The following is a 21,342-nucleotide window of genomic DNA, read 5'->3' on the forward strand; positions in this document are numbered from 1 at the left end:
CCATGAATGGCGACCTGGTTCTACAACGTCACTCCGCTTTTAAAGATGGCTAACTCGCGGAAATCATTGGTTTCATTGCGCGCCGGTTGGCCATTGGCAATCGCCACAATCATATCGACGAAGTCCTCCAGCATCGCCGCCATACTCATCCCTTCAATCAAACGTCCGGCATTAAAATCGATCCAGTGCGGCTTCTTCTCGGCGAGCTGCGTATTGGTGGCGATTTTCACCGTCGGCACAAAACCGCCATACGGCGTACCGCGCCCGGTGGTAAACAGCACCATATGACATCCCGCGCCTGCCAGCGCGCTGGTGGCCACCGCATCGTTTCCCGGCGCACTTAGCAGATTGAGTCCCGGCGTATGCAAGCGCTCACCGTACTTCAGCACATCCACCACCTGACTTTGCCCGGCCTTCTGCGTGCAGCCAAGCGACTTCTCTTCCAGCGTGGTGATGCCGCCGGCTTTGTTGCCGGGTGAGGGATTCTCGTAAATCGGCTGCTGGTGATCGATAAAGTAGCGCTTGAAGTCGTTAATCATCGCCACAGTTTTTTCAAAGGTGGCTTCATTGCGGCAGCGACTCATCAGGATACGCTCTGCGCCGAACATCTCCGGCACTTCGGTCAGCACAGTGGTGCCGCCGTTGGCAATCATCTGGTCGGAGAAACAGCCCAGCATGGGATTGGCGGTGATGCCGGAGAAACCATCCGAACCGCCGCACTCCAGACCAAACTTCAGCTCGCTGAGTTTGCCCGGCTGACGCTGATCTTCGCGCATGGCACGATAGAGTTCGTGCAGGCGCTCCAGCCCCGCTTCCACTTCATCATCCTGCTTCTGACACTCCATGAACTGCACGCGGTCGCTATCGAAACCACCAAGCGTTTCACGGAACACATCGACCTGATTGTTCTCGCAGCCAAGGCCAATCACCAGCACCGCGCCAGCATTGGGATGGCGCACCATATTTTGCAGCATGGTGCGGGTGTTCTCGTGATCTTGTCCAAGCTGCGAACAACCAAACGGATGGCTGAACAGATGCACGCCATCAATGCCTTCGGCGTCATTGGTCTCTTTCATAAAGCGCGTCAGGATTTGCCGTGCGATGCCATTCACGCAGCCGACAGTGGGCAGAATCCATAACTCATTACGGATGCCCACTTCACCACTGGCGCGGCGGTAGATCTGCACGTCGCGGTCGCCTGCTTGCGGCGGCAGTTCGAGAAAATCGGGTTGATAGTCGTACTCATCCAAGTCGCTCAAATTGGTGCGCGCATTGCTGGAGTGGATGATCTCACCGGCCGCAATCGGCTGAGTGGCGTGCGCGATCGGCAAACCGTATTTGATCACCAGCGCGTCAGTCGCTAAAGGCTGCAACGCAAATTTATGCCCGCGCCCAACCTCCTGCTGCAAGGTGATCGTCTGTTGATTGATTTCGACCTGGGTATTGGCTGGCAAATCGCGCAACGCCACAGCAACGTTGTCGCGTGAATGTATTCTAATGGCATCTTGCATAGCGTTATCTCAGTTGTGTCAACGCCGTCCGCATCCCGTGGACGATGATGTTTTGCAGGTGTTGGCTAACCGCGGCAACTAACCCGGGCCGCTGAGTGAGATCTTCGCCCCAGTGATTGGCATCGCTGAGTACCGCGCGTACCAACTGTTCCGGAGTCTGTTTATCGTTATTTACCGCTGGCCACAGCTCAGCAAAACGCTGCAGCCAGTGTTCGTCGTCCTGCAGCGGCCAGTGACGCTCGCCCTCTGCACCGCGATAAAAGGCCAGCAGCGCGGCAAAGGCGAAAGTCAGGCGCACAGGCCATTGACCGTTTTGCTGCTGCGACATCAGCAGTTGCGGCAGCAAACGGGTGCGGAATTTAGTCATGCCGTTGAGGGCGATGGAGAGTAACGCATGGCGAATAAAGGGATTACGGAAGCGACGCTGCACCGCGTCGGCAAAGGCGCGCAGCTCATCGCGTGGCAGATCCAATGTTGGGATCACCTCGTCACGCAGCAGCGCATCGACAAAACCGGCCATCTGCGCGTCATCCATCGCTTCTCCCACGCTCTCCAGCCCGGCCTGAAACGCCACCGGCACCAGCGCGGTGTGTGCGCCGTTGAGGATCGCCACCTTTTGCGCTTTGTACGGCGTGATGTCGTCCACCAGCTTCACTTCCGGTGCCAGCGCGTGCAGCTGCAGTTCCTGCGCCAATGCGTCCGGCCCCTGAATCACAAACTGGTAATAGACTTCGCCCGCCACCAGATAGCGATCTTCATAGCCCAATGAAGCTTCGATCGCCGCGCTATCCGCCGGATATCCGGTGACAATGCGATCCACCAGCGTGTTGTAGAACGCGCAGTGATCCTGCACCCAGCAGGCAAACTCCGGCGGCAACTGCCAATGCTGGCTATAGCGCAGCACCAGCTCACGCAGCGTGTCGCCGTTGTAATCGATCAGTTCACAGGGCACCACCAGCCAACCTTTATCGCTGGCGCCAGCAAAATGGTTGAAGCGCGCCCACAGCAGCTGCGTCAGCTTGCCGGGGAAGGACGAGGCGGGCGTATCGTCCAGCCGATCCTGCTCTGCGAAGGCAATGCCCGCTTCCGTGGTATTGGAGAAGACAAAACGCATTTGTGGCGCGCGTGCCAGCGCGAGAAATTCGTCAAACTGTTGATACGGCTGGATTTCACGATTCACGCTGCGGATCAGGCGGGCTTCACTCACCTGCTCGCCCGCCGTGTTTAGCCCGCGAATCAGCGTGGTGTACAAGCCATCTTGCTGATTAAGCGTCTCTTCCACCACGCGATTGCGCGGCCGCACCACCACCACGCCCGCATCGGTGTCTTGATGTTGATTAAGCCAGTCGAGTTGCCAGTCGATGAAGGCGCGCAGGAAATTGCCTTCACCAAACTGGATAACGCGTTCGCTATAGTGCGCGCCGGGAAAATCGTGACGGTTGAGTCGCTGCATCATCAGGCTCCCAGCTCAATGCCGAAGTAATCGCGCGCATTGTTGAAACTGATGTTCTGTACCATCTGCCCTAACAACGCTTCGTCGGCAGGCGCTTCGCCCCGCTCCACCCAATTGCCGATCATCTGGCACAGCAGACGACGGAAATATTCGTGGCGCGTATAGGAGAGGAAGCTGCGGCTATCAGTCAGCATGCCGACAAAGCGGCTCAGCAGGCCGATTTGCGCCAGCTGTGTCATCTGGCGCTGCATGCCATCCAGCTGATCGTTGAACCACCACGCCGAACCAAATTGCATCTTGCCCGGTTCGCCTTCACCCTGGAAATTGCCCGCCATAGTCGCCAGCACTTCGTTATCGCGCGGGTTGAGGCAGTAAAGGATGGTTTTAGGCAGCGCGTTATTGCGGTTTTGCGCATCCAGCAGGCGCGCCAGCGGTATCGCCAGCGGCGCATCATTAATCGAATCGAAACCAACATCCGGGCCGAGGATATCGAACTGGCGGCGATTAGCGTTGCGTAGCGCGCCAATGTGATACTGCTGCGCCCAGCCACGGCGCGCATATTCGCTGCCGAGCCACACCAGCACGGCGGTTTTGAATTGGGCTGTCTCTTCGGCGGAAGGCGCTGCGCCTTGCAGTCGACGAGCCAGAATGCCGTCCAGAGTGGCCTCATCCGCTTCCGCAAACAGCACCACATCCAGCGCGTGATCGGAAATTTTGCAGCCATGCGCGGCGAAGTGATCGAGTCGCTGGCTTAAGGCGCGACGCAGATCGTCAAAGCGCAGCACGCTGACATCCACTACCTGCTCTAAGCGCTGAATCCATGGCAGGAAGCTCTCCAGCTCAATATTGAAGGCTTTGTCCGGACGCCAGCTCGGCAGCACTTTGACGTCGAAACTATTGTCCTGCGCCAGCTTGCGGTGATGCTGTAAGTCATCGAGCGGATCGTCGGTAGTGCCGACCATTTTCACCTTCATCTGCTGCATGATGCCGCGCGCGCTGAATGCATCCTGCGCCAGCAATTCATTGCACTGCTGCCAGATACGTTCCGCGCTCTGTTCGTTCAACAGCACATCGGTGATGCCAAAAGGTCGACGCAATTCGAGATGCGTCCAGTGATAGAGCGGATTGCCGATGGTATGCGGCACGGTGCGCGCCCAGGCATTAAATTTCTCACGGTCGCTGGCATCGCCGGTACACAACGCTTCCGGCACGCCATTAGCGCGCATCGCACGCCATTTGTAATGATCGCCTTTGAGCCAGATGTCATAGAGATTGGTGAAGCGGTAGTTATCGGCAATCTGCTGCGGCGGTAAGTGACAGTGATAGTCGAAAATCGGCTGGTCTTTGGCGTAGTCATGGTACAGACGACGGGCGAACTCGGTGTCGAGTAGAAAATCCTCACTCATAAAACGCGACATACCTGCTTCCTCATTTTGTAGCCAGATGGCTTTTAACTAAAAGTTATCATACCAATTTAGACGAACGGCAAAATTGTTTGCGATCCGACTCACAATAATGACAGTTTCACTGTGGGTATATGGACGATCCTGTTGTGGATATTGCGTTAAATGGCTGTTTTAACGTTCTTTCGCTCTAACACACACGCGCCGCAAGGTTTATGTGATGGCATTCAACTTTTGAAGCTGTATAACAAGTTAACCTCTCGCTCCGTTGCTAACGGGATTAATGGCACAGGCAAGGAACTGCGGGAGTGAGCAGCGCTGTTCACATCTTCCCGCTCCAGATAACTACAGCGGTAAAACCGCAACGACAGACTGGACGAGGTTAATAATGCGTAAGATCAAAGGGCTACGCTGGTACATGATTGGGCTGGTGACGCTGGGCACGGTGCTCGGCTACCTGACGCGCAATACCATTGCCGTTGCGGCGCCCACGCTGGAAACGCAGTTGGGTATCACCACGCAACAATATTCCTATATCGTCGCCGCCTACTCGGCGTGCTACACCATCATGCAGCCGGTGGCCGGTTATGTGCTGGACATGCTCGGCACCAAAATCGGTTATGCGGTGTTTGCCGTGCTGTGGGCGATTTTCTGTGCCGCAACCGCGATGGCGGGCAGCTGGGGCGGCTTTGCGCTGGCGCGCGGTGCGGTTGGCGCCGCCGAAGCAGCGATGATTCCGGCCGGCCTGAAAGCCAGTAGCGAATGGTTCCCCGCCAAAGAGCGTTCGGTGGCGGTGGGCTATTTCAATGTGGGATCGTCGATTGGTGCGATGCTGGCGCCGCCGCTGGTGGTGTGGGCGATCATGGCGCACAGCTGGCAAATGGCGTTCATTATTACCGGCGTGCTGAGCATGGTGTGGGCCATCTGCTGGCTGGTGTTTTACAAACATCCCAAACAGCAAACCAAGCTGAGTGATGAGGAGCGTCACTACATCATTGCCGGCCAGGAACTGCAGCATCAAACCGGCAATAACAAGAAGATGTCGGCGCGCCAGATCCTGCGCAATCGTCAGTTCTGGGGCATTGCGCTGCCGCGTTTCCTCGCCGAACCGGCGTGGGGAACCTTCAACGCATGGATCCCGCTGTTTATGTTCAAGGTGTACGGCTTCAACCTGAAAGAGATCGCCATGTTTGCCTGGATGCCGATGCTGTTCGCCGACCTCGGATGCATTGTCGGTGGTTACTTGCCGCCGCTGTTCCAGCGCTGGTTTGGCGTCAATCTTATCGTCTCGCGCAAACTGGTGGTCACCATGGGCGCGGTGTTGATGATTGCGCCAGGCACCATCGGTTTGTTCACCAGCCCGTATGTCGCGATTGGGCTGCTGTGCGTCGGCGGTTTTGCCCATCAGGCGCTTTCTGGTGCGCTGATCACGCTCTCTTCGGATGTGTTTGGCCGTAACGAAGTGGCTACCGCCAATGGCTTAACCGGCATGGCGGCCTGGACGGCGAGCACCATGTTTGCGTTGGTGGTTGGTGCGCTGGCCGATACGCTGGGCTTCAGCCCGCTGTTCGCGGCGCTGGCGGTGTTTGATCTGTTAGGCGCGGTGGTTATCTGGACGGTCCTGAAAAATCAGCCGGTTTCTGAACTCGACGATCAACCCGCAGTGCAGTCCGCTGCGGTACGCACCTAACCTCATCGGGCTGGCATCCGCCAGCCCATTTCCTCTGTGCGGCTGAAGTGGTATAACAACTCAACTTTCTCCCACAGCGGACCGCGCAATGGACCTGACCGAATCACGACGCCTCTATCAACAGCTCGCCAGCGAACTCAAACGCCGCATTGAAGCCGCCGATTACCGGGTTGGCGACAAGCTGCCTGCCGAACGTCTGATTGCGGAAGAGATGCAGGTGAGCCGTACCGTGGTGCGTGAAGCGATCATCATGCTGGAAGTGGAAGGTTACGTGGAGGTGCGGAAAGGTTCCGGCATTCACGTCATCAGCAGCCAGCAGCAGAACCGCGTGGTGACATCCAGCCAGCTGGAGTTCGCCAATTTCGGTCCCTTCGAGTTATTGCAGGCGCGCCAGCTGATTGAAAGCAACGTGGCTGAGTTTGCCGCCACCCAGGTAACGCGTCAGGACATCGTGGCATTAATGGCGATTCAGGAGAAAGCACGTCAGGAAGATCATTCGCGCGATTCGGCGTGGGATATGGAGTTTCACGTGCGCATCGCGCAATCGACGCAGAACAGCGCTTTAGCGGCGATTGTCGAGAAGATGTGGCTGCATCGTCTGCACAATCCTTACTGGCTGAAGCTGCACGAACACATTGATGCCAAAAATATCACCAGTTGGTGCGACGATCACGACCAGATCCTCAAAGCCCTGATCCGCAAAGATCCCGCCGCCAGTAAGCTGGCAATGTGGCAACATCTGGAAAATACTAAGCAGATGCTGTTTAACGCCACCACCGACGATTTTGAATTTAACGTCGACCGTTACATGTTTGCTGAAAATCCGGTCATCCTGCCTGAAGGTAGCGAAAACCCACGCTGATCCTGCTTATTTTTCAGCCGTTTTGTTGCCGAAAAAGTCAGTTAGTCTGCAATAGTGTCAGCTCATGTAAAGCTCCTTTGGACCACCTGCGTCTAAAGGTAAAACTCCTGTGCGGCGGGCACTTTCCCCTGTCTGGATAACGTTATTTTTGTTACAGTTATCGCCCTTTTATTACCCTTTGCGACAGGGCTTTTATAAAGTCGCTGATTTAACAATCAATTCTGGAAGGATCCGGAAACTCCTGCTCAGGCTGCTTATCTAAAATGTATAACCAACGCCAGTCTGCGCCTAAGCCCCTCACGGGCACGTTTAACAATGATGTTCAGGAATGATTGATGGATATTTTGCAAGCATTGCTGCATGCCTTATGGCAGCAGGATTACGAAATGCTCTCCGACCCGACGCTGGTTTGGGCCATTTATGGTGTGCTGTTCATGATTCTGTTTCTGGAAAATGGACTGCTGCCCGCCGCGTTTTTGCCCGGCGATAGTTTACTGATTCTGGTGGGTGTGCTGATTGCTAAAGGCACCATGGGTTTCCCGCTGACACTGCTGATTCTGACCACCGGTGCCAGCCTTGGCTGCTGGGTAAGCTATATTCAGGGTCGCTGGCTCGGTAATACGCCTACCGTGCAAAAATGGTTATCGCACCTGCCTGCGCAATATCATCAACGCGCCCACCGACTGTTCCATCGCCATGGCTTGTCTGCATTGCTGGTGGGTCGCTTTATTGCCTTCGTCCGCACCTTGCTCCCGACCATCGCCGGGCTTTCTGGCCTGAGTAATGCGCGCTTTCAGTTCTTCAACTGGGTAAGTGGCTTCCTGTGGGTGCTGATCCTTACCGTGCTGGGCTTCGCGCTGGGCAAAACCCCGATTTTCCGTCGTTACGAAGATGAACTGATGTTGTGCCTGATGCTGCTGCCACTGGTGCTGCTGGTGATTGGTCTGGTCGGTTCTTTAGTGGTGATTTGGCGCAAACGTCAGTCGACGCGTAACGGGAATTCACAGTCATGATCAAACTCCGTGGATTCCCAAGGCGTTTACTGCCTTGGGCGCTGGGTGGCGCGTTGGCGCTGCTGGCGATCTGTTTCGTTCCGACTCTGATGCAGCATGAAACCGTGGTGCAGATTCGTGTCGCCAACAGCGGCACCAATCTGCCCGATGGTTTTTATCTCTATCAGCAACTTTCCGCACAGGGCGTGCGTATCAAAAGTATTACGCCTTCAGGCGATGCGCTGGTGATTCATTTTGAGAATGAAGAGCAGAGCCTCGCGGCGCAGAAAGTGTTGAAGCGCCTGTTGCCACAAGGCTTTGTCGTTGCCGCTGGCCCGCAGGCTTCGCAGCAATATCCCGACGCTAATCGCCCAACTTACAGCTAAATTTCACCGCCTGACGCTAAGCCAGGCGGTGAGCTAATCCTCGCTATCCCCGCGTCTTCTTTGAATTTTTTCGTCTGCTGTCTATCCTTAGAGGTAGCGTAAGCCTAAGACATGCTGGGAAGCCTCTCCTGTCTGCTCTCAGGCAGGTCATCAACAATGGAAGGTCACAACCTGATGAAACATCAATTACTGCTAGGTGCTATTCTTTTTTCACTCTCGGGTTCGCTGCTGGCGGCTGAATCGCTCTGCCAACAAAAAGAGCAGGATATTCAGCGCGAGATCGATATGGCGAAACAGCACGACAACCAGCGCCGCGTCACCGGGCTGGAGCGCGCGTTGACCGAAGTCCGCGCAGGCTGCACCGATGAGAAGCTGAAATCCGCACACAGTGAACGTATCGCCGATCAGAAGCACAAAATCGCCGAACGCGAGCGTGAGCTGAAAGAAGAGCGTCAGGATGGCGACAAGGACAAAATTGAGAAGCGCGAACGTAAGCTGGAAGAGGCGCAGCACGAACTGAAAAAGCTTGAAGCTGAACCTTATTAATCGGACTTAACTAAATGCTGTAAAAGGAGATTTCCATGGCTAAAGAATCAACATCTGAACATCTGCGCGCTGAATTGAAAAATCTGGCTGATACCCTGGAAGAAGTGCTGAGCAGCTCAGCAGATAAATCCAAAGGTGAGCTGGATAAGCTGCGTCATAAAGCGCGCGGCGCTATTGAAAGCTCCCGTGAACGTCTAGGCGATTCCGGCGAACGTATTGCACAAACCACGCGTGAAGCGGCGGAGAAAGCGGACGAATACGTGCGTGATAATCCGTGGCACGGCGTGGGTATTGGTGCAGCGGTAGGTATTCTCATCGGCATTTTAATCTCACGGCGTTAATGATGAGTGATAGTCAGCAAAGCCACGGCCCCGGCAAAGGGGTCTTTAACATCGGTCAACGGATAGTTACCACGCTGGTCAGCATGGTCGAGACGCGTGTCCGACTGGCGATTGTGGAACTGGAAGAGGAAAAGGCAAACCTGATTCAGATGCTGATGATGGTTGGCCTTACCATGCTGTTTACCGCTTTCGGTCTTATGAGCCTGATGGTGCTGATCATCTGGGCAGTGGATGCACAATATCGTTTGATGGCGATTGCGATTACCACTGCGGTACTGTTTGCGCTGGCGCTGATCTTCGGTTTGTGGACGTTATACAAATCGCGTCAGTCAACGTTACTGCGCCATACGCGTAAAGAGCTGGATACCGATCGCAAATTGCTGGAGGAGCATCGCTCATGAGCCGCCGCGAACGTGAAGCACGCATTCACGAACTGCTCAATCAGGTGCAGCAGCAGCGGCTTGATCTCAGCGCCGACAGCCGCGACTGGCTGACCAGCACCGCGCAATACGATCGCGGATGGTTAACCATTATCGGCATGCGTCGTTATCTGGCGATTGGCAGCAGCGCATTGGCCATCTGGTCGATTCGCAGCCCCAATCGCCTGCTGCGCTGGGCCAAACGTGGTTTCGGCGTCTGGAGCACCTGGCGCATGATCAAATCAACCTTGAATACTCGCTAATTCCTCTCTCTAAAACCGGATCTAGTCGATTCGGTTTCGCCCTCCTCAAATTTACTGAATAACATTGACAGTTTATCTCGCTTACAACTCTTTCAACCTGCGATTATCATCTCCCTCCATCAGCCCACTGAACTGAAACAACCGGTTCAAGGGGATTCAAAACCCGCAGGCCAACAACCTGCAACAAAAACCTTGTTGGAGTAGATGATGAAAAAATTCGAAGACTCAGGCCTGCTGGTAGCACGCGTATTAATGACCATTCTGTTTATCACCGCAGGCTGGGGCAAAATCACTGGCTACGCCGGTACCGCACAATACATGCAGGCGATGGGCGTCCCAGGCTTTCTGCTGCCGCTGGTTATTCTGCTGGAGTTCGGCGGCGGTCTGGCGATTCTGTTCGGTTTCCTGACGCGCTTTACCGCCCTGTTCACCGCTGGCTTTACCCTGCTGACCGCATTCCTGTTCCACAGCAACTTCGCGGAAGGTGTTAACCAGCTGATGTTCATGAAAAACCTCTCCATCGCCGGTGGTTTCCTGGTATTGGGTCTGGTTGGTCCTGGCGCTTACAGCATTGACCGTCTGATTCGTCAGCGCGTTCAGCCAGCGACCGCACGCTAAGCAGCATAAGCGTTAGAGAACACATATACTGAATCACAGGGGCGGGGATTTTCCTCGCCCTTTTTTATTATGGAGGGCTTATGGGACAGCTGATTGACGGTGTCTGGCACGATACCTGGTACGATACGAAGTCAACCGGTGGCCGCTTCAAACGCACAGAAGCCGTCTGGCGTAACTGGGTTACCGCCGATGGCAGCGCCGGTCCAACCGGCAAAGCGGGCTTCGCCGCTGAGCGTGGTCGCTATCATCTTTACGTCTCGCTTGCCTGCCCGTGGGCGCATCGCACGCTGTTGATGCTTAAGCTCAAGGGATTAGAAGAGATGATTTCGGTTTCGGTGGTGCATCCGCTGATGCTGGAGAACGGCTGGACCTTTGACGCCAGCTTCCCAGACGCCACCGGCGACGCGCTGTATCAAAAAGAGTTTCTCTATCAAATCTATCTGCACGCCGATGCGCACTATTCCGGCCGCGTGACCGTGCCGGTGCTGTGGGATAAAACCCAGCAAACCATCGTTAGCAATGAATCCGCCGACATCATGCGCATGCTCAACAGCGCGTTCGATGCGCAAGGTGCCCGTGCGGGTGACTATTATCCGGCGGCGCTGCGCGACAAGATTGATGATGTGAACAGCTGGGTTTACGACACGGTTAACAATGGTGTGTATAAAAGTGGTTTTGCCACTTCGCAAGCGGCTTACGATGAATCGGTAACGGCGCTGTTCCATTCGTTAGCGCGTCTCGAACAGATTCTCGGCCAACACCGTTATCTCACAGGCGACCAACTGACCGAAGCGGATTTACGCTTGTGGACCACGCTGGTGCGCTTCGATCCGGTCTACGTCACCCACTTTAAGTGCGATCGCCACCGCATCAGTGATTACCGTAATCTGAGCGGCTTCCTGCGCGACATCTATCAAATGCCGGGCATCGCCGACACAGTCAATTTGCCGCATATCCGCCATCACTACTATTGCAGCCACAAAACCATCAACCCAAGCGGCGTGATTTCGCTGGGCCCAGCCTTTGACTGGGATGAACCGCACGGCCGGGGTTGATGCTCTTACCCTCTCCCATCGTGGAGAGGGAACCTTACGCGAACTTAATCAGCACCATACCGAGCAACAACAATCCCACGCCCAGCCAGCCAACCCGACTAAGACGCTGACCAAACAAAATCCAGCCTGCTGCGACGGTGGCGACCAATCCCAGCCCGCCCCACAATGCGTAGGCTACCGTCAAATCAATGCCTTTCACCGCCTGCGCCAGCGCGCTGAACGCTGCCAGCACCGCCACCAGCGATAACACACCAAACAGCGGACGGCGGAAACCGTTGGAATATTTCAGGAAGATATTGGCGACAATCTCCAGGCCAATGGCCAGCGCCAGCCACGCGATATGTATCCAGTTAAACGTTGCCATGGCGCAGCTCCTTGCGGCTCAGCGTGCCTGATTTGATCAGCACAATACCGAGGATCAGCGTCAGCAGGCCGGCGACTTTGACAGCGGATAAGGCTTCATCGAACAGCAGCACGCTAAACAGCGTAATAAACAGAATGCCAATGCCTTCCCACATGGCATACGCCACGCCAAGGGCAATCCGCTTGATGGCGAAGGATAAACAAATATAAGACAGCGCGATCATCACCAGCATAAAAATATAGCCGGCGTTGCCACCGTTTACGCTGGCCCATTTCATTGAGACGGTACCAATAATTTCCGCAGCGATCGCCAGCGCCAATAAAATCCAATACAGCATGATTTCTCTCCTGAACGAGAAATAAACGCCACCCACGCGAAAATAAGCGTGTTAGCAAAGTTAAATTAAAAAGTCAGAATAGGAGAGAACGGAACTAAAGCGCGAAGCGCCAGTGCTGATCGCAGATTGAGCAGTTTGATACAGAAAGGAAGGAAGAGAGTGAAGCCTTATTTGGCGCAAACATTTTGTCCATAAAATTACAACTTATCCACGTTGTTGCTTCTCGTCAGTGTGGATTAAATTTGTCCTCAGTAGTTAAACACGCGCTTATTCTGGCATAGCGGCAATAATGTTTTCAGGGATTTTCATTTCTTTACGTGGGAGAGTTTAATTAATTATGTGCGGGTTGATACCCTCATCCTAGCCCCAGAAAACACAAAACCCGCCGAAGCGGGTTTTGTGTTTAAAAAAGTCGAAACTGACCGATAAGCCGGGTTCTGTCGTGGACAGTCATTCATCTAGGCCAGCAATCGCTCACTGGCTCAAGCAGCCTACCCGGGTTCAGTACGGGCCGTACCTTGTGAACCCCTATTTGGCCTTGCTCCGGGTGGAGTTTACCGTGCCACGAACTGTTGCCAGCCGCGCGGTGCGCTCTTACCGCACCCTTTCACCCTTACCTGATCCCATTACTGGGCCATCGGCGGTTTGCTCTCTGTTGCACTGGTCGTAGGCTTGCGCCCCCCAGGCGTTACCTGGCACCCTGCCCTATGGAGCCCGGACTTTCCTCCCCTTTGCCCGTCTCCCCCCGAAAGAGGACGACGACAAAGCGGCGACTGTCTAGTCAGCTTCGGCGCGGGATAATAGGCGATCTGCCAGCGTTTGTCACGCCTCTTGCTGCTCCAGCGCGTACTTATAAAGCGCGTTCTTCTTCACGCCATGAATTTCCGCCGTCAGCGCGGCCGCTTTCTTCAATGGCAGCTCTTTTTGCAGCAATGCTAAAGTACGCAGCGCCTCCGCTGGCAGCGCTTCTTCATCAGCTTTATGGCCTTCTACAATCAGCACCATCTCACCTTTACGACGGTTTTCATCTTCCAGCACCCACGCCAGCAACTCTCCCACCGGTGCGCCTTGAATAGATTCCCACGTTTTGGTGATCTCACGCGCCAGCACCACATAGCGCTCGCCGCCCCACACGCTGACCATATCTTGCAGGCTATCGATCAGGCGATGGGTCGATTCATAGAAAATCAGCGTTCGCGGCTCTTCACCCAACGCGCGCAGCACATCGCAACGTCCTTTGCTTTTGGCCGGTAGAAACCCTTCGTAACAGAAACGATCGGACGGTAACCCCGCCGCGCTTAATGCTGTAATCGCCGCGCAGGCGCCTGGCAACGGCACCACGCGCACGCCAGCTTCCCGGCAGCGACGCACCAAATGGTAGCCCGGATCGTTGATTAACGGCGTGCCGGCATCGGAGACCAGCGCGATGCTCTGGCCCTCTTGCAGCTTGGCTAACAGCACCTCAGCTTTCTGCTGTTCGTTGTGGTCGTGAAGTGCGAAGAGTCGCGCATTGATGGCGAAATGTTGTAGCAACAGCCCGGTATGACGTGTATCTTCCGCTGCGACTAGATCGACGCTTGAGAGCACCGTCAACGCTCGTTGAGTGATATCACCCAGGTTACCGATCGGGGTAGGAACGATATAGAGCGTGCTGGCAGAAATCTCTGCCCGATCGAGTTGTTTCATTGTTTCATCCGAATTGCCGATTTAATATTGAGCATCTTGAAAAAAACATCACTGGATACAGTATGCTTCCTTCAAAAGTCGTACGTCATAAAGCAGGACGCTTAGTACCTGTTCTTCTCGCTGGGCTGATTTTAGCCGCCTGTAGTGGTCAGGGACCGCAACAAACCTCTAACGTCAATATTCAGGGTCCTGCGACTGGCCGGTCTGACTATTATCTGCAACAGGTGCAGCAAAGCAGCGATGATAGCAAGACCGACTGGCAATTACTTGCCATCCGTGCCCTGTTGAAGGAAGGAAAGTATCCGCAGGCGGCGAATCAGCTCAATCAGCTGCCGCAGCAGTTAAGCGATGTGCAACAGCAAGAACTGCTGCTGCTGCGCGCGCAGATGCAGGTTGGTCAGCAGAATTACAGCGGTGCGCAACAACAGCTTGCTCAGGTCAAAACTGCCGATCTGTCGCAGGATCAGCAGGTGCGCTACTACGCGCTGCAAATCGCAGCGGCACAGAATCGTCCTTCACTCCCGCTGCTGCGTGCCTATATTGCGCAGGAGCCGCTGCTGAAAGGCGCCGATCATCAGAGCAATATCGATGCAACCTGGCAAGCGTTAACGCAGATGACCAAGGATCAAGTCAACAGTCTGGTGATCAATGCTGACGAAAATACGCTGCAAGGTTGGCTCGATCTGCTCAATACCTGGCGCGCAAACAGCCAGGATCCACAAATGTTGAAAGCGGCAATTCAGGACTGGCAGACGCGTTATCCGCAGAACCCAGGCGCGAAGACGCTGCCAACCCAGCTCAGCCAGGTGCAGAACTTCACCAAAGCGTCGACCAGCACCATCGCGCTGCTGCTGCCGCTCAACGGCCAGGCGCAGGTATTTGCTAACGCGATTCAGAAAGGCTTCAACGATGCGCGCAATGGCGTGCTCAACGCGCCCACGCCGCAAACCGCGCCAGCACCTGCTGCAACCGATGCCAGCGCACAGCCGCCAGCCGACGCTAATAGCGTTGTCAGCCCCGCCGTTGCCGGCAACACACCACCGCAAACCGAGCAGCCACAGCCAGCCGCACAACCAGCTGCGGCACAGGGCAACAGCAATGCGCAGGTGAAAGTGTATGACACCAGCAGCCAGCCGATTGCGCAGGTGATGCAGCAGGCTCAGCAAGATGGCGCCACGCTGGTGGTCGGCCCGCTCCTAAAAAATGACGTTGAAACCGTTGCCAATAGCAACACTCCACTAAACGTGTTGGCGCTGAACGAACCCGAACAGATCCAGAACCATCCGAATATTTGTTACTTTGCGCTTTCTCCTGAAGACGAAGCACGCGATGCCGCGCACCATATCTACGAGCAAGGTAAACGCCAGCCGTTGTTGTTGGTGCCGCGCAGCAGTTATGGCGACCGTATTAGCAAAGCGTTCGCGCAAGAGTGGCAAACGCTGGGTGGCTCAACCGTACTGCAGCAGCGTTTTGGCGGTGTTGGCGAACTGAAGCAAGGCATCAACAGCGGTGCGGGTATCGCGCTAAGCGGCACGCCGCTGAACGTTGAGCCTGCACAATCGCAGGGCGTGGCGATTGCTGGCCTAACGATTCCTGCGCCGCAAACCAGCGCACCTGCACCAGCGGCCGATGCCAGCAGCGGTAGCGTGGATGCGGTGTACATTGTCGCCAGCCAGGGTGAGCTGCAGCTGATCAAGCCGATGATTGCGATGCGTACCAGCAGCCGCAACAACACCGCGCTGTACGCCAGTTCGCGCAGTGCGCAGGCGGGCGCAGGCCCGGACTTCCGTCTGGAGATGGATGGCTTGCAGTTCAGTGATATCCCGCTGTTGTCCGGCAGCAATCCGGGCCTGATGCAGCAGGCGGCGAAGTCGTTTAACAACGATTATTCGCTGGTTCGCCTCTACGCGATGGGCATTGATGCCTGGACGCTGGCGAATCACTTTAACCAGATGCGTCAGGTGCCTGGCTTTGCCATTGATGGCAACACCGGCAAGCTGAACGCCGACACGGATTGCGTGATCAACAGGAAGTTGGCATGGAACCAGTATCGTCAGGGACAGATCGTTCCGGTGCAGTAAACCGTCAGCGCATTGGCGCTGAGCAGGAACAACTGGCGCGTCGCTATCTGGAGCGCGCCGGGCTGCAATGGTTCGCCAGCAATGTACGCTGTCGCAGCGGGGAAATTGACCTGATTATGCGCGACGCCGATTGCTGGGTATTTGTTGAAGTGCGCTATCGACGCGATGCGCGCTACGGCGGTGCCGCCGCCAGCGTAACGCGCCAGAAACAACAAAAGCTGCTGCGTGCCGCCGCACTCTGGTTGCTGGCGCGTGGCGGCAGTTTTGATACGGTGAATTGCCGTTTTGACATCATTGCCATTACCGGGCGTGAGCTGGAGTGGCTGCCCGATGCCTTTAATGCCGATGGATAGAACCAGGTGGTCTTGTGCAGGACAGAATTAAAGCGTGTTTTACCGAGAGTATTCAGACCCAAATCGCCGCAGCCGAAGCGCTGCCCGATGCGATTTCCCGCGCCGCGATGACGCTGGTGCAGTCGCTGCTGAACGGTAACAAAATCCTTAGCTGCGGTAACGGTGCGTCGTCGGCGAATGCCCAGCATTTTGCCGCCAGCATGATTAACCGTTTCGAGACGGAGCGCCCTAGCCTGCCTGCGCTGGCACTGAGCGCTGATAATGTGATGCTGACGGCGATTGGTAACGATCGTCTGCACGATGAAATTTACGCCAAGCAGGTTCGAGCGCTTGGTCAGGCTGGTGATGTGCTGCTGGCCATTTCCACCCGTGGCAACACCCGCGATATCGTCAAAGCGGTTGAAGCTGCGGTTACCCGCGATATGACCATCGTTGCGTTAACCGGCCACGACGGCGGTGAGCTGGCGGGCCTGCTGGGTCCGCATGATGTGGAAATTCGCATTCCATCACATCGCAGTGCACGCATTCAGGAAATGCATATGCTGACGCTGAACTGCCTGTGCGATTTGATTGATAATACTTTATTCCCACACCAGGAATGACTGAAGGAGCTCAAATGAAAGCATTGAACGCTGTCGCCATTCTCTTAACCGCCATGCTGCTGCAAGGCTGTGTTGCCGTGGTTGCCGGCGGCGCTGCCGTCGCCACCAAAACCGCCACTGACCCGCGCACCGTGGGCACGCAGGTCGATGACGGTACGCTGGAGCTGCGCGTTTCAAACGCACTGGCAAAAGATGAACAAATCAAAAACCAGGCGCGCGTAGTGGTCACCGCCTATCAGGGCAAAGTGCTGCTGACCGGCCAGTCGCCAACCCCAGATCTGGCGAGCCGTGCCAAACAGATCGCCATGGGCGTTGACGGTGCCACCGAGGTGTATAACGAAATCCGCAGCGGACAGAAAGTCAGCCTCGGCACTTCGTCATCCGATACCTGGATCACCACCAAAATCCGCTCGCAGCTGCTGGGCAGCGATCAGGTGAAATCTTCCAACGTGAAAGTGACCACCGAAAACGGTGAAGTGTTCTTGCTGGGCCTGGTCACAGCAGAAGAAGCGAAGGCGGCGGCCGATGTTGCCAGCCGTGTGAGCGGCGTGAAGCACGTGACAACGGCCTTCACCATTCTCAAGTAAGCGTTAACGCAAAGTATCAGGGCGACTTCGGTCGCCCTTTTTTGTGCGTGAGGGTTAGGCGGGAAGGTCAATCACCAGCGCGCGCAGCGCCGTTCTGGCCTGCAGGCTAATCTGGTTCTCATCGCTGAGGAACGCGCCGTCGCCGCAGCTCAGCGGTTGCTGATTGGCGCTGCTGGCCTGCACATCCAAAGAACCATGGATCGATTGCAGATAAGCGCGCGGCCCGTGCAATTTCACCGTGTACTGCTCGCCCGGCGCTAACGTCACCTGATGCACCCAAACCTGCTGGCGCAGCTGCAAGCTGCCCTGCGCGCCATCGGGCGAGGCAATCAGTACGCTGGTTTGCTGCGGCAAATCGCGCTTCTGCAACAGCGGGTTTTCGCGTTCAGGGCAGGCTGCAAGCCACAGCTGCATGCGGGTTAACGGGCGATCTTTGCTGATGTTGATTTCGCTATAATTCACGCCCTGACGCGCAGAGAGCAGCATCGCCTCGCCTTCACGCGCCACCAGATGATTGCCTTCGCTATCGCGATACTCGGCTTCACCTTGCAACACCAGATTCAGCACATCGACCTGCGGATAGCTGCGCGGCTGGAAGGCGGCGCCCGGTGCCAGAATTTCCTGGTTGAGCACGCGCAGCGACGCGTAGCCCATTAATTTTGGATCGAAATAGTGGCCAAATGAGAAGCTGTAGCGCGCCTGCAACCAACCGAAATCGGCCTGGCCACATGCGGACGCGCAGCGGGTTGTCATCATGATAATCCTCCGACGCGCTGCGGTGAGATTCGACCGCAGGCTTGATAGGATCATGGTAAAAGTCTGGACGCCGGATTGTAAGCCAGTTAATCTGCCTGGCATGTTCAAATTTACTGACAGAGAATCGGCATGGCAAAAGACCGCGCGTTAACCCTTGAAGCTTTACGTGTGATGGATGCTATTGACCGTCGTGGCAGCTTTGCCGCTGCGGCCGATGAACTGGGTCGCGTCCCTTCGGCGCTGAGTTACACCATGCAGAAGCTGGAAGAGGAGTTGGATGTGGTGCTGTTTGACCGCTCCGGCCACCGCACCAAGTTCACCAACGTGGGTCGCATGCTGCTCGAACGTGGCCGCGTGCTGCTGGAAGCCGCCGATAAACTCACCACCGATGCCGAAGCGCTGGCGCGCGGTTGGGAAACACATCTCACTATTGTTGCCGAGGCGCTGGTTCCTACCGAGCGTTTGTTCCCGCTGGTTGAAAAGCTGTCAGAAAAAGCCAATACGCAGATTTCGCTGATTACGGAAGTGTTGGCCGGTGCATGGGAGCGGCTGGAGCAGGGTCGTGCCGATATCGTGATTGCGCCCGATATGCACTTTCGCGCTTCCACAGAGATCAACACCCGCAAGCTCTACAGCATTATGAGCGTGTATGTCGCCAGCCCGGATCACCCAATTCATCAGGAAGCTGAGCCGCTGTCAGAAGTGACACGCGTGAAGTATCGCGGCATCGCGGTGGCGGATACCGCGCGCGAGCGTCCGGTGCTGACGGTGCAGTTGCTGGATAAGCAGCAGCGCCTGACGGTAAGCAGCATGGATGATAAACGCCGCGCGCTGCTGGCCGGTTTGGGTGTGGCGACCATGCCCTATCCGATGGTGGAGCAGGATATCGCTGAAGGTCGTTTACGCGTGGTGAGCGCCGAGTATACGCGAGAAGTGGATATTATTATGGCGTGGCGCCGCGACAGTATGGGCGAAGCCAAAGCCTGGTGTTTGCGTGAGATTCCGAGATTGCTGGCGAAGCGCGGGTAATCTGATTGAGCAGGTCGCCATGAATGGCGACCCTACGGATTGCGCGTTTTGTAGGGTCGCCATTTATGGTGACCTCGTTGCAAACCGCACCGATCACAACCGGCTCAAACAATCGATCGCTACCGCTTTAAAACTGACAAAATCCGCGCAATCGCGCAGCCGCGTCATCGCTCTTTCGCGCAGGAAGGTGACGAACAGATCGTAAATCGCCATCGCCTCTTCGTATTCGCTCTTGCTGATCGCCAGCAGGAAAATCACCGACGCGGTTTCCTCGCCCCAACTAACGCCATGCGGTGCCAGCACCGTGTAGACCACGGTTTTCTGCGCCAGCAAGCCGAGTGAATGCGGCAGCGCGATGCCTTCGCCAAGCATGGTGCTGACAATCGCTTCGCGCTCTTCCACCGACGGATAAAAATCCGCATCGACAAAACCTTCGCTCTCCAACTGATCGCACAGCAGGCGGAACAGCTCTGACTGCGCCATCGGCTTATCCAGCACCATAAAGTGCTGCGCGTCGAAGTACTTCTCCAGCATGTACGGGCGCGTGCGATCCACCAGCACCAGCTTGCCGAGCTGCTCCAGCTGGAACTCGGTTGGGAATGGCGACATCACCGCAATCGGCTTGTTCTTCTCGCTGAGTCGCGCGGTGGAAATCACGAAGTCTTCATCGATATGGTCGCGCAGTTCATAGTCGCGCTGCGACAGCCGCGCCGTCACCACCAATTGCGGGTATTTGCGCAGCAGCAGCGCCTCAATCATGCGCAGCGTGGAGTTGCCGCTGTCGCACACCAGCAGCACCTGTGGATGGCGCTGATAGCCGACGTCGTAATGCCTCTCCAGCCCAACACCAATGTGCAGCACCAGGAAACCGATCTCGTTCTCACTGATAGTGTAAGGCGTGTATTTACCCCAGTTAGTCACCGCCGCCAGCGTCACATCGTAGGCCATTGGATAGTGCTGTTTGATGTTGCTCAGCAGCGGATTAGGGATATGGATTTGGTAGCGCACCCGCGTGATCATGGTTTTGATATGGGTGAGCAGATCGGCGCGCAGCTGCTCATCATGCTGCAGCCGATAGTTGTAATGGGTGTTGATGTAATTCAGCAGGTAATCGACCAGCGCATCGGCGTCGTCAGCGTTAATGGTGCTCGGTGCCAGCGCCTGAATCTGGCGCGCAGCGATGTTGACCCGCAGCCAGTTCTCTTCCGCCTGAGAAATCGGTTTGCCGACCAGCGGACGCATCAGGTTAATCAGGTCGTGCGCCGCCTCACGCACTTCATCGCCGACATCTTCGGCTCCGGGATCGTTGAGCGGGAAGCCTTCGCTGATGCGTCGCACCGCCACCGCGCAGTAAATTTGCAGATAACGATCGCCCTCATCGCTGAGGCGAATGGCGTGCTGGGCAAAGCACTGTTGCAGCAAAGGTTCGAGCTGCGCCAGAATGCCGCTGTGCAACGCTTCCACCGTCAGCAGCGGGCTGTCCGGCGTCTCCTGATCGATCTGCCACAGCAAGTCGGTTAAGCAGGTGCGGATCGCCGCCTCGCTGCCAAACAGCTTCATGCCGTAATGCGGTTTGGTTTCGATATTGAGGTGATAACGGCCTAGCCATTCGCGCACTTCCGCCATGTCACTTTGCAGCGTGGCGCGGCTAACAAACCACTCTTCCGACAGATCTTCCAGCTTGATCGAATACGCCGCCGTCAGAAAACGCGTCAGCAGATAACGCACGCGCTCCTGCGAGGTACGCGGCACGCGCAGCGGTGTGGCGCTCTCTTGCTGTAAACGGCCAAAGCGCGCCGCATCGTCAATTTTGAGTTGATATCCCGCGCCGCGCGCCAGCACAAACTGCGCGCCGTGCTGTTCCAGCAGCGCGTTCAGCGCGGTGATATCGGTGCGCACCGTGCGCGTTGAAACGGAAAAGCGGCGTGCCAGCTCATCCTGCGGCAGCGTTTCATTTTGCAGCGCAGCGAAAAGCTGGGTCAGACGCTGATTGGGAAATCTCACGGAG

At 56.1% G+C, this 21,342-nt stretch carries 23 protein-coding genes and 1 other RNA gene; 15 read left to right on the plus strand and 9 right to left on the minus strand.

Annotated elements, in window-relative coordinates:
- Positions 1–20: 20 nt before the first annotated feature.
- The 3 genes from ACXIZX_RS16670 to uxaC are packed head-to-tail and all read right to left on the minus strand — an operon-like array spanning position 21 to position 4,382.
- Positions 21–1,511 (minus strand): UxaA family hydrolase, encoded by a 1,491-nt coding sequence (locus ACXIZX_RS16670; protein ID WP_179452069.1) that lies wholly within the window; start codon positions 1,509–1,511, stop codon positions 21–23.
- A 4-nt stretch (positions 1,512–1,515) separates the two neighbouring features.
- Positions 1,516–2,964, minus strand: a complete 1,449-nt coding sequence (locus ACXIZX_RS16675; RefSeq protein WP_479404891.1) for a tagaturonate reductase — start codon at positions 2,962–2,964, stop codon at positions 1,516–1,518.
- A 2-nt stretch (positions 2,965–2,966) separates the two neighbouring features.
- The gene (uxaC, locus tag ACXIZX_RS16680) at positions 2,967–4,382 is read right to left on the minus strand and encodes a glucuronate isomerase (protein ID WP_479404603.1); all 1,416 of its coding nucleotides are present in this window, start codon (positions 4,380–4,382) and stop codon (positions 2,967–2,969) included.
- A 373-nt stretch (positions 4,383–4,755) separates the two neighbouring features.
- Between uxaC and ACXIZX_RS16685 the strand changes: the two genes are divergently transcribed.
- From ACXIZX_RS16685 to ACXIZX_RS16730, 10 genes are all read left to right on the plus strand, one after another.
- Positions 4,756–6,057, plus strand: coding sequence for an MFS transporter (locus ACXIZX_RS16685; protein WP_008103499.1), 1,302 nt, complete (start codon positions 4,756–4,758; stop codon positions 6,055–6,057).
- An 88-nt stretch (positions 6,058–6,145) separates the two neighbouring features.
- Positions 6,146–6,919 carry a transcriptional regulator ExuR gene (exuR, locus tag ACXIZX_RS16690; RefSeq protein WP_008103503.1) on the plus strand — a complete coding sequence of 258 codons (774 nt, stop codon included), beginning with the start codon at positions 6,146–6,148 and terminating at the stop codon, positions 6,917–6,919.
- 335 nt (positions 6,920–7,254) lie between these two features.
- Complete coding sequence (locus ACXIZX_RS16695) at positions 7,255–7,932, plus strand: DedA family protein (RefSeq protein WP_008103505.1); 678 nt, start codon at positions 7,255–7,257, stop codon at positions 7,930–7,932.
- Entirely contained in the window at positions 7,929–8,297 is a 369-nt protein-coding gene (gene mzrA / locus ACXIZX_RS16700; protein WP_179452066.1) for an EnvZ/OmpR regulon moderator MzrA, read from the plus strand. The genes ACXIZX_RS16695 and mzrA overlap by 4 nt, the downstream gene beginning before the upstream one ends.
- Positions 8,298–8,471: 174 nt before the next feature.
- On the plus strand, positions 8,472–8,843 hold the full coding sequence (locus ACXIZX_RS16705; protein WP_139221405.1) for a DUF1090 domain-containing protein: 372 nt from the start codon (positions 8,472–8,474) through the stop codon (positions 8,841–8,843).
- A gap of 35 nt (positions 8,844–8,878) precedes the next feature.
- Positions 8,879–9,184 (plus strand): ElaB/YgaM/YqjD family protein, encoded by a 306-nt coding sequence (locus tag ACXIZX_RS16710; RefSeq protein WP_008103512.1) that lies wholly within the window; start codon positions 8,879–8,881, stop codon positions 9,182–9,184.
- Between the two features lie 2 nt (positions 9,185–9,186).
- Positions 9,187–9,585: a phage holin family protein gene (locus tag ACXIZX_RS16715; protein WP_175501688.1), complete on the plus strand. Its 399-nt coding sequence runs from the start codon at positions 9,187–9,189 to the stop codon at positions 9,583–9,585.
- Positions 9,582–9,866 (plus strand): YqjK-like family protein, encoded by a 285-nt coding sequence (locus ACXIZX_RS16720; RefSeq protein WP_008103516.1) that lies wholly within the window; start codon positions 9,582–9,584, stop codon positions 9,864–9,866. The genes ACXIZX_RS16715 and ACXIZX_RS16720 overlap by 4 nt, the downstream gene beginning before the upstream one ends.
- Before the next feature lie 207 nt (positions 9,867–10,073).
- On the plus strand, positions 10,074–10,484 hold the full coding sequence (locus tag ACXIZX_RS16725; RefSeq protein ID WP_008103518.1) for a DoxX family protein: 411 nt from the start codon (positions 10,074–10,076) through the stop codon (positions 10,482–10,484).
- Positions 10,485–10,564: 80 nt separating this feature from the next.
- Positions 10,565–11,539 carry a glutathione S-transferase family protein gene (locus ACXIZX_RS16730; RefSeq protein ID WP_154192767.1) on the plus strand — a complete coding sequence of 325 codons (975 nt, stop codon included), beginning with the start codon at positions 10,565–10,567 and terminating at the stop codon, positions 11,537–11,539.
- 34 nt (positions 11,540–11,573) lie between these two features.
- Here ACXIZX_RS16730 and mdtI read toward each other — a convergent pair whose 3' ends face one another.
- The 4 genes from mdtI to rsmI all read right to left on the minus strand — a co-directional run bounded on the left by mdtI (position 11,574) and on the right by rsmI (position 13,926).
- A complete protein-coding gene (gene mdtI / locus ACXIZX_RS16735; protein WP_479404604.1) occupies positions 11,574–11,903 on the minus strand; it encodes a multidrug/spermidine efflux SMR transporter subunit MdtI in 330 nt (109 codons plus the stop codon).
- On the minus strand, positions 11,890–12,240 hold the full coding sequence (gene mdtJ, locus ACXIZX_RS16740; RefSeq protein ID WP_061720162.1) for a multidrug/spermidine efflux SMR transporter subunit MdtJ: 351 nt from the start codon (positions 12,238–12,240) through the stop codon (positions 11,890–11,892). The genes mdtI and mdtJ overlap by 14 nt, the downstream gene beginning before the upstream one ends.
- Positions 12,241–12,650: 410 nt before the next feature.
- Positions 12,651–13,029, minus strand: an RNA gene (rnpB, locus tag ACXIZX_RS16745) — RNase P RNA component class A.
- 33 nt (positions 13,030–13,062) lie between these two features.
- Positions 13,063–13,926 carry a 16S rRNA (cytidine(1402)-2'-O)-methyltransferase gene (gene rsmI, locus ACXIZX_RS16750; protein WP_154154988.1) on the minus strand — a complete coding sequence of 288 codons (864 nt, stop codon included), beginning with the start codon at positions 13,924–13,926 and terminating at the stop codon, positions 13,063–13,065.
- A gap of 62 nt (positions 13,927–13,988) precedes the next feature.
- Here rsmI and ACXIZX_RS16755 point away from each other — a divergent pair, with 62 nt between their 5' ends.
- The 4 genes from ACXIZX_RS16755 to dolP are packed head-to-tail and all read left to right on the plus strand — an operon-like array spanning position 13,989 to position 17,549.
- On the plus strand, positions 13,989–16,007 hold the full coding sequence (locus ACXIZX_RS16755; protein ID WP_479404605.1) for a penicillin-binding protein activator: 2,019 nt from the start codon (positions 13,989–13,991) through the stop codon (positions 16,005–16,007).
- Positions 15,965–16,360: a YraN family protein gene (locus ACXIZX_RS16760; RefSeq protein ID WP_008103534.1), complete on the plus strand. Its 396-nt coding sequence runs from the start codon at positions 15,965–15,967 to the stop codon at positions 16,358–16,360. The genes ACXIZX_RS16755 and ACXIZX_RS16760 overlap by 43 nt, the downstream gene beginning before the upstream one ends.
- A gap of 14 nt (positions 16,361–16,374) precedes the next feature.
- Complete coding sequence (diaA, locus tag ACXIZX_RS16765; RefSeq protein ID WP_007890352.1) at positions 16,375–16,962, plus strand: DnaA initiator-associating protein DiaA; 588 nt, start codon at positions 16,375–16,377, stop codon at positions 16,960–16,962.
- A gap of 14 nt (positions 16,963–16,976) precedes the next feature.
- Entirely contained in the window at positions 16,977–17,549 is a 573-nt protein-coding gene (dolP, locus tag ACXIZX_RS16770) for a division/outer membrane stress-associated lipid-binding lipoprotein (protein ID WP_008103536.1), read from the plus strand.
- A 54-nt stretch (positions 17,550–17,603) separates the two neighbouring features.
- Here dolP and ACXIZX_RS16775 read toward each other — a convergent pair whose 3' ends face one another.
- The gene (locus ACXIZX_RS16775; protein ID WP_479404606.1) at positions 17,604–18,305 is read right to left on the minus strand and encodes a pirin family protein; all 702 of its coding nucleotides are present in this window, start codon (positions 18,303–18,305) and stop codon (positions 17,604–17,606) included.
- Between the two features lie 129 nt (positions 18,306–18,434).
- Here ACXIZX_RS16775 and ACXIZX_RS16780 point away from each other — a divergent pair, with 129 nt between their 5' ends.
- Positions 18,435–19,334: a LysR family transcriptional regulator gene (locus ACXIZX_RS16780; RefSeq protein ID WP_008103540.1), complete on the plus strand. Its 900-nt coding sequence runs from the start codon at positions 18,435–18,437 to the stop codon at positions 19,332–19,334.
- 93 nt (positions 19,335–19,427) lie between these two features.
- Here the strand turns inward: ACXIZX_RS16780 and ACXIZX_RS16785 are convergent, their stop codons facing one another.
- Complete coding sequence (locus tag ACXIZX_RS16785) at positions 19,428–21,338, minus strand: BglG family transcription antiterminator (protein WP_479404607.1); 1,911 nt, start codon at positions 21,336–21,338, stop codon at positions 19,428–19,430.
- Positions 21,339–21,342 lie beyond the last annotated feature (4 nt).

The organism is Candidatus Pantoea symbiotica (assembly GCF_056491525.1).